Here is a 5,526-nt window from a genome sequence, read left to right as displayed (position 1 = left end):
CCCGCGGGCGGCCGGATGGCCGGGGCCTGCCTGATCGGCTGGGACCGCCCGCACGAGTTCGCCCCCGACGAACGCGCCCTCCTCACCGCCTGCGCCGCCCTCGCCGGACAGGCCCTGCGCCGCGCCCACGCCTTCGACGCCGAACACGAACTCGTCGGCATGCTCCAGCGCACCCTGCTGCCCCACCGGCTGCCACGGCTGCCCGGTGCCAAGGCCGTCGCCCGGTACCTGCCCGCCACCGAGGGCCTGGAGGTCGGCGGTGACTGGTACGACGTGATCCCGCTCGCCGACAACCACGTGGCCTTCGTCATCGGCGACGTCCAGGGCCACAACGCGGGCGCCGCCACCCTGATGGGCCAGATGCGCACCGCCCTGCGTGCCTACGCCGCCGAGGGCCACCCGCCCGACGTGGTCGTGGCCCACGCCAACCGGCTGCTCCTGGACATGGAGACCGACCTCTTCGCCACCTGCGTCTACGTCGACATCGACATGGAGCAGGGCACCGCCCTCTGCGCCCGCGCCGGGCACCCGCAGCCGGTGCTGCGCCACCCGGACGGCAGCACCGAGATCGTGGAGGCCGAGGGCGGACCGCCGCTCGGGGTCCTCACCCGGGCGGAGTACCCGATGACGCCGCTGAAACTCAAGGCCGGCACGGTCCTCGCGCTCACCACCGACGGCCTGGTCGAGTCGTCCGGTACCGACCTCGACACCGGCATGGACCGGCTCGCCCGCGACCTCGCCGCCGCCGACCCCGCCCACCTCGGCCAGACCGCCGACGCGCTGCTCGCGGGCGCCCACCGGGGCGACGACGTGGCGCTGCTGCTGGTCCGCTACGACGGCATGGCCGTACGCCCGCGCCGCGAGAGCTGGAGCGTGTGGCGGGTCCCGGAGGCGGTACGGCACGCCCGGCGCTTCGTCCGCCGCACCCTGCGCGCCTGGGAGCTGCCGAGGGACACCGCCGAGACCGCCCTGCTGGTGGTGTCCGAGCTGGTCACCAACGCCCTCGTGCACACCGAGGGGCAGGTGCGGCTCGACCTCAGCCTGGTCGGGCACCGGCTGCGCATCGCGGTCACCGACTCCTCGCCGCGTGGACCCCTCAAGCCGACCAGCGTCGGCTGGGAGGCCACCGGCGGCCGGGGGATCCTGCTGGTCGAGGCGGTCTCGCACGCCTGGGGGACCGTCCCCGTCAGCGGCGGAAAGCAGGTGTGGGCGGAGCTGGTGACGGACGAGGCGGGAGGGGCGGGTGGGGGATGAGGGACCTCGACGAGGCGGGCGACGACGCCGGGGGACGGGCCCCGGCGGACGGCGCGGACGGCGGCCCCGAGTGGCGGGTTCGCCCGGCGTGCCTAGGGTCGGTTGGTGTGGCACACACCTTTGAAGAACTGGTCCAGAAGCAGCGCGCGGCGGCCGCGGCACACGCCACCGTGAGGGAACTGCGGGACGCCTACGGGCCCCCGGCCGAGCAGGCGATGACCGGCGTGCAGTCCGGGACGTACGAGACAGCCCTGCGCGCCTGGCGCGACCTGGCCCGCGATGTGCAGACCGCGCTCAGCGAGTACGCCCGTGACACCGGGAGGTCCCGCGCCGAGGTCGAGGCCGAGGTGGAACGCGCCGCGGCCGCCGGGGACTGACCGGACGACGGCGGCGGAAAGGCCCGGCACCCCGTGGATGCCGGGCCCGCCGGGGGTGCTCAGGCGTGGGTCTTGGCCAGCAGTTCGAGGATCTCCGCCGTCGTACCGCTCTCACCGAGACGGGGGAAGATCCGCTCGACGCTGTTGGTGTGCGCGTCCGCGTCGGCGTCGGCCATGGCGTCGGTGGCCAGGGTGACGTGGTAGCCGGCCGCGTACGCGTCGCGGGCGGTGGACTCGACGCCGATGCTGGTGGCGATGCCGGTGAGCACGATCTGCGTGACGCCCCGGCGGCGGAGCTGCACCTCCAGGTCGGTGCCGAACAGGGCGCTCCAGTTGTGCTTGGTGACCAGGACGTCCCCGGCGTGCCCGGTCAGCTCGTCCACGATCACGTCCCAGCCCTCGGGGAAGGACAGGCCCCGAGCCTGGCGCTCGGTGCGGCCGGGCACCGCGTCCGCACCGTCGGCGGCGAAGGAGACCCGGACCAGCACCACGGGCAGGTCACGGGCGCGGAAGGCGTCGGCGAGCTCGGCACTGCGGGCCACCACGTCGGCGGCGCTGTGCGGCTGGACGGGCATCGCCGTGATTCCGGCCTGGAGGTCGATCACGACGAGGGCGGTACGGGGGTCGAGCGTGGTGACGGACATGCGTCGGCCTTTCGAAAAGGATGGGGGGCCGGGGAGGGCCCGGTGTTCAGGGGCGGGACAGCCGCTCCAGCAGCTCCAGCGCGGTCAGCACCGTCTCCCGCTCCTCCTCGGTGAACCGGTCCTGGAAGGCGCGGGCGAGCCACTCCTCGCGCAGTTGCCGGTTGCCCTCCACGCGGGCCCGGCCCGCCTCGGTGAGGGTGACGAGCTGACGGCGGCCGTCGTCCGGGTCGGGGGCGCGGCGGATGAGTCCCTGCTGGTCCAGCGCGGCGAGCGTGGCCGCCATGGACTGCGGACGAACGCCCTCGGCCGCCGCGAGCGCGCTCGCCGTGGCGGCGCCGTGCTTGCCGACCAGGGAGAGCGCGGACTCCTGCGGGGGCGTGAGATCGGCGTCCCGCGCCACCTCACGGATACGGCGGCGCAGCCGGCTGAACACCACCCGCAGCTCGCGTGCCGCGCGGGCGGCCGAACCGGAGATGTGGACCATGCCCGCCACCGTAATGAGCCTCAGCCCAGCCTGTCCAGTTCGGACTGTTCAGTTTTACCTGTCCATTGTGCTTCCCTACGCTGGAGACGTGCGCCTTCTTCTCATGTCCGACACCCACCTCCCGAAGCGGGCCAAGCGGCTCCCGGACCGCCTCCTCGCCGAACTCCCGCACGCGGACGTGGTGTTCCACGCCGGCGACTGGGTGGACACCGCCACCCTGGACCTGCTGGAGTCCGAGAGCCGCCGCCTGATCGGCGTGTACGGCAACAACGACGGCGACGACCTGCGCGCCCGGCTGCCCGAGGTGGCGTACGCCGAGCTGGGCGGCCTGCGCTTCGGCGTGGTCCACGAGACCGGGCCCACCCGAGGCCGCGAGGCCCGCTGCGCCGAGCGCTACCCCGACCTGGACGTCCTGGTCTTCGGGCACAGTCACATCCCCTGGGACACCACCGCCCCCGGCGGCCTCCGCCTGCTCAACCCCGGCTCCCCGACCGACCGCCGACGCCAGCCGCACGCCACGTACATGACCGCCACCGTGGCGGACGGCGCCCTGACCGACGTCACCACGCACACCCTCCCGTAACCCCGGCCCCCGCGTCGGCGCGCGCGATCGGCGTACTGCTGGTCTGCTGGAGCGAGGGCCCGCGCGGGCCTTTGCGACGTTCTCCGGAGAGGCGTATGAGTACCTACCGAGTGGCGCAGGTGACGGAACCCGGCGGCGGCTTCGAGCTGGTCGAACGGGAGGTGCGGCAGCCGGGCCCCGGCCATGTGCGGATCGCCGTGGAGGCGTGCGGGGTCTGCCACAGCGACGCCATGTTCGTCGAGGGCGGGCTGCCGGGCATCTCCTTCCCCGAGGTCGCCGGGCACGAGATCGCCGGGCGGATCGCGGAGCTGGGGGAGGGCACGGCGGAACGGGACTGGAAGGTCGGGGACCGGGTCGCGGTCGGCTGGTTCGGCGGGAGCTGCGGCTGGTGCAAGCCGTGCCGCGAGGGCGACTTCATCACCTGCGTCCGCCTCCAGGTGCCCGGCTGGGCCTACGACGGCGGCTTCGCCGAGCAGGTGATCGTGCCCGTCGACGCGCTCGCCCGCATCCCCGAGGGACTGGAGGCCGTCGACGCGGGGCCCATGGCCTGCGCGGGCGTCACCACCTTCAACGCCCTGCGGCACACGGACGCCCGGCCCGGCGGAGACCTGGTCGCGGTTCTCGGGGTCGGCGGCCTGGGGCACCTCGGGGTGCAGTACGCGGCCGCGATGGGGTTCGAGACCGTCGCCATCGCGCGCGGGGCCGGGAAGGAGGACTTCGCGCGGGAACTGGGCGCCCACCACTACATCGACAGCACGTCGGGGACCGCGGTCGCCGAGGCGCTCCAGGCGCTCGGCGGCGCCAAGGTGGTGCTGGCCACCGCCGGGAACTCCGACGCCATGTCGGCCACCATGGAGGGCCTCTCCCCGCGCGGCCAGCTCGTCGTCATCGGCGCCGCCATGGAGCCGATCGACATCAGTCCGGTCCAGCTCCTGATGGCCGGCCGTGAGGTCAGGGGCCACCCCTCCGGCACCTCACAGGACGTGCAGGACACCATGGAGTTCAGCGTCCTGCACGGCATCCGCCCGATGACCGAGACCGTGCCGCTGGACGACGTCGACTCCGCCTTCCAGAAGATGCTCGCGGGCAAGGCCCGCTTCCGGATGGTCCTCACCCCCTGACCCGCTCAGCCGTGCCGGTGCCGGCGCGGCAGCCCCGGCGGGGGCAGTACGGAGTGCCGGGAGCCCGGCGGCGGGCCCGTCCCCAGCCGGGCGGAGAAGGTCCAGGTCAGCGGGGAGCTGACCTGGACCCGCGTGAGCCTCGCGCCTACTCGTCCCATGCCTGGATGAGGATCTGGTCCGAGATCCGGCCGTCGCGCAGCGTGAGCATCGACTCGGCGAAGACCTTGTCGCCGTTGGGGTACTGGCAGGACTCGGTGAACGCCGCGTGGTCGCCGTCGATGACGCACTGGTCGAGCCGGTGGATCATCTCGCGGCTGTAGATGTCGGCGAGCATCTCCTCGATCTCGCCCCGGCCGCGCAGCACCTTGGGGTGGCTCGGCTGGTCGGCGTGGTCGATGACGCGGATCTGCGCGTCGTCCTCGTACAGCGCGAGCAGGCCGTCCTGGGAGTCCGCTTCGATGGCCTCGCGCAGTGCCTCCGTGGTGAAGCCGGAATCCTTCTTGCTGCCCATGGTGACCTCCTTCGTACGCCCGCGGCCCGGCGGGCGGCGGACCGCGGGGGCCCACATCCGAGACTCCTCCGCCCCGGCGGCGACGGCAAACGCAAGCGGACCGGGTCCGTCTGTCGGGTGAGCCCCGGCCACCGACCGTGTCCGGCACGGGGGTACGGACGTTGCTCAAGGCATGATCTCAACACGACGCATCGTCGCCGCCGTCGGTCTGGCCGTCGGTGTCACGGGCCTTGCCGCACCCATGGCGAACGCGGCCGACGCGAGCGCGCCGGCCAACGGGCAGCTCAACCCGATGACCGTGCTGGACGACGTCGCCCTCAGCGAACTCCCGCCCCGGGCCCAGAGCCAGGTCCCGCGCGTCGGCGAGCAGCTGCGCGGCCTGAACCAGGTGAGCGAGCTGAACCGGCTGAACGAACTGCACCAGCTCACCGACCTCGCCGCCCCCGTCACCGGACTGCTCCCCGGCCTCTAGGCCCTGTCTGACAATTCCCGTCTGCCGCGCGACGCCATGCACGCCCTCTCGCCGCACCGGCCCCAGACCCGAGTACGTCC

General features: G+C 73.6%; 9 protein-coding genes. 5 read left to right on the top strand and 4 right to left on the bottom strand.

All coding sequences use genetic code 11. The features are described from left to right. Together GT030_RS31460 and GT030_RS31455 are read left to right on the top strand one after the other, a co-directional pair. Positions 1 to 1,254, top strand: a 1,254-nt coding sequence (locus GT030_RS31460; protein WP_161204003.1) for an ATP-binding SpoIIE family protein phosphatase, incomplete at its 5' end; no start/stop codon positions are given. A 107-nt stretch (positions 1,255 to 1,361) separates the two neighbouring features. Then, positions 1,362 to 1,631, top strand: coding sequence for a hypothetical protein (locus tag GT030_RS31455; RefSeq protein WP_161204002.1), 270 nt, complete (start codon positions 1,362 to 1,364; stop codon positions 1,629 to 1,631). A gap of 59 nt (positions 1,632 to 1,690) precedes the next feature. Here the strand turns inward: GT030_RS31455 and GT030_RS31450 are convergent, their stop codons facing one another. Together GT030_RS31450 and GT030_RS31445 are read right to left on the bottom strand one after the other, a co-directional pair. Beyond that, complete coding sequence (locus GT030_RS31450) at positions 1,691 to 2,275, bottom strand: hydrolase (protein ID WP_161204001.1); 585 nt, start codon at positions 2,273 to 2,275, stop codon at positions 1,691 to 1,693. A gap of 46 nt (positions 2,276 to 2,321) precedes the next feature. Next, positions 2,322 to 2,759, bottom strand: coding sequence for a MarR family transcriptional regulator (locus GT030_RS31445; protein WP_135793273.1), 438 nt, complete (start codon positions 2,757 to 2,759; stop codon positions 2,322 to 2,324). An 88-nt stretch (positions 2,760 to 2,847) separates the two neighbouring features. Here GT030_RS31445 and GT030_RS31440 point away from each other — a divergent pair, with 88 nt between their 5' ends. Beyond that, positions 2,848 to 3,342 carry a metallophosphoesterase gene (locus tag GT030_RS31440; protein ID WP_161204000.1) on the top strand — a complete coding sequence of 165 codons (495 nt, stop codon included), beginning with the start codon at positions 2,848 to 2,850 and terminating at the stop codon, positions 3,340 to 3,342. 95 nt (positions 3,343 to 3,437) lie between these two features. Next, positions 3,438 to 4,463 carry an alcohol dehydrogenase gene (locus GT030_RS31435; RefSeq protein ID WP_161203999.1) on the top strand — a complete coding sequence of 342 codons (1,026 nt, stop codon included), beginning with the start codon at positions 3,438 to 3,440 and terminating at the stop codon, positions 4,461 to 4,463. 5 nt (positions 4,464 to 4,468) lie between these two features. Here the strand turns inward: GT030_RS31435 and GT030_RS31430 are convergent, their stop codons facing one another. Both GT030_RS31430 and GT030_RS31425 read right to left on the bottom strand, forming a co-directional pair. Next, positions 4,469 to 4,621 (bottom strand): hypothetical protein, encoded by a 153-nt coding sequence (locus GT030_RS31430; protein ID WP_161203998.1) that lies wholly within the window; start codon positions 4,619 to 4,621, stop codon positions 4,469 to 4,471. Then, positions 4,609 to 4,974, bottom strand: a complete 366-nt coding sequence (locus GT030_RS31425) for a nuclear transport factor 2 family protein (RefSeq protein WP_161203997.1) — start codon at positions 4,972 to 4,974, stop codon at positions 4,609 to 4,611. The genes GT030_RS31430 and GT030_RS31425 overlap by 13 nt, the downstream gene beginning before the upstream one ends. A gap of 172 nt (positions 4,975 to 5,146) precedes the next feature. On the opposite strand from GT030_RS31425, the gene GT030_RS31420 reads away from it, so the two are divergent. After that, positions 5,147 to 5,446 carry a hypothetical protein gene (locus tag GT030_RS31420; protein ID WP_161203996.1) on the top strand — a complete coding sequence of 100 codons (300 nt, stop codon included), beginning with the start codon at positions 5,147 to 5,149 and terminating at the stop codon, positions 5,444 to 5,446. Positions 5,447 to 5,526: the final 80 nt, after the last annotated feature.

This window comes from Streptomyces sp. SID1328, from assembly GCF_009865595.1.
Taxonomy (GTDB): Bacteria; Actinomycetota; Actinomycetes; order Streptomycetales; family Streptomycetaceae; genus Streptomyces; species Streptomyces griseoluteus.
Note: the sequence above shows the minus strand (reverse complement) of the source record. Positions and strands in the feature narration are given on the sequence as shown.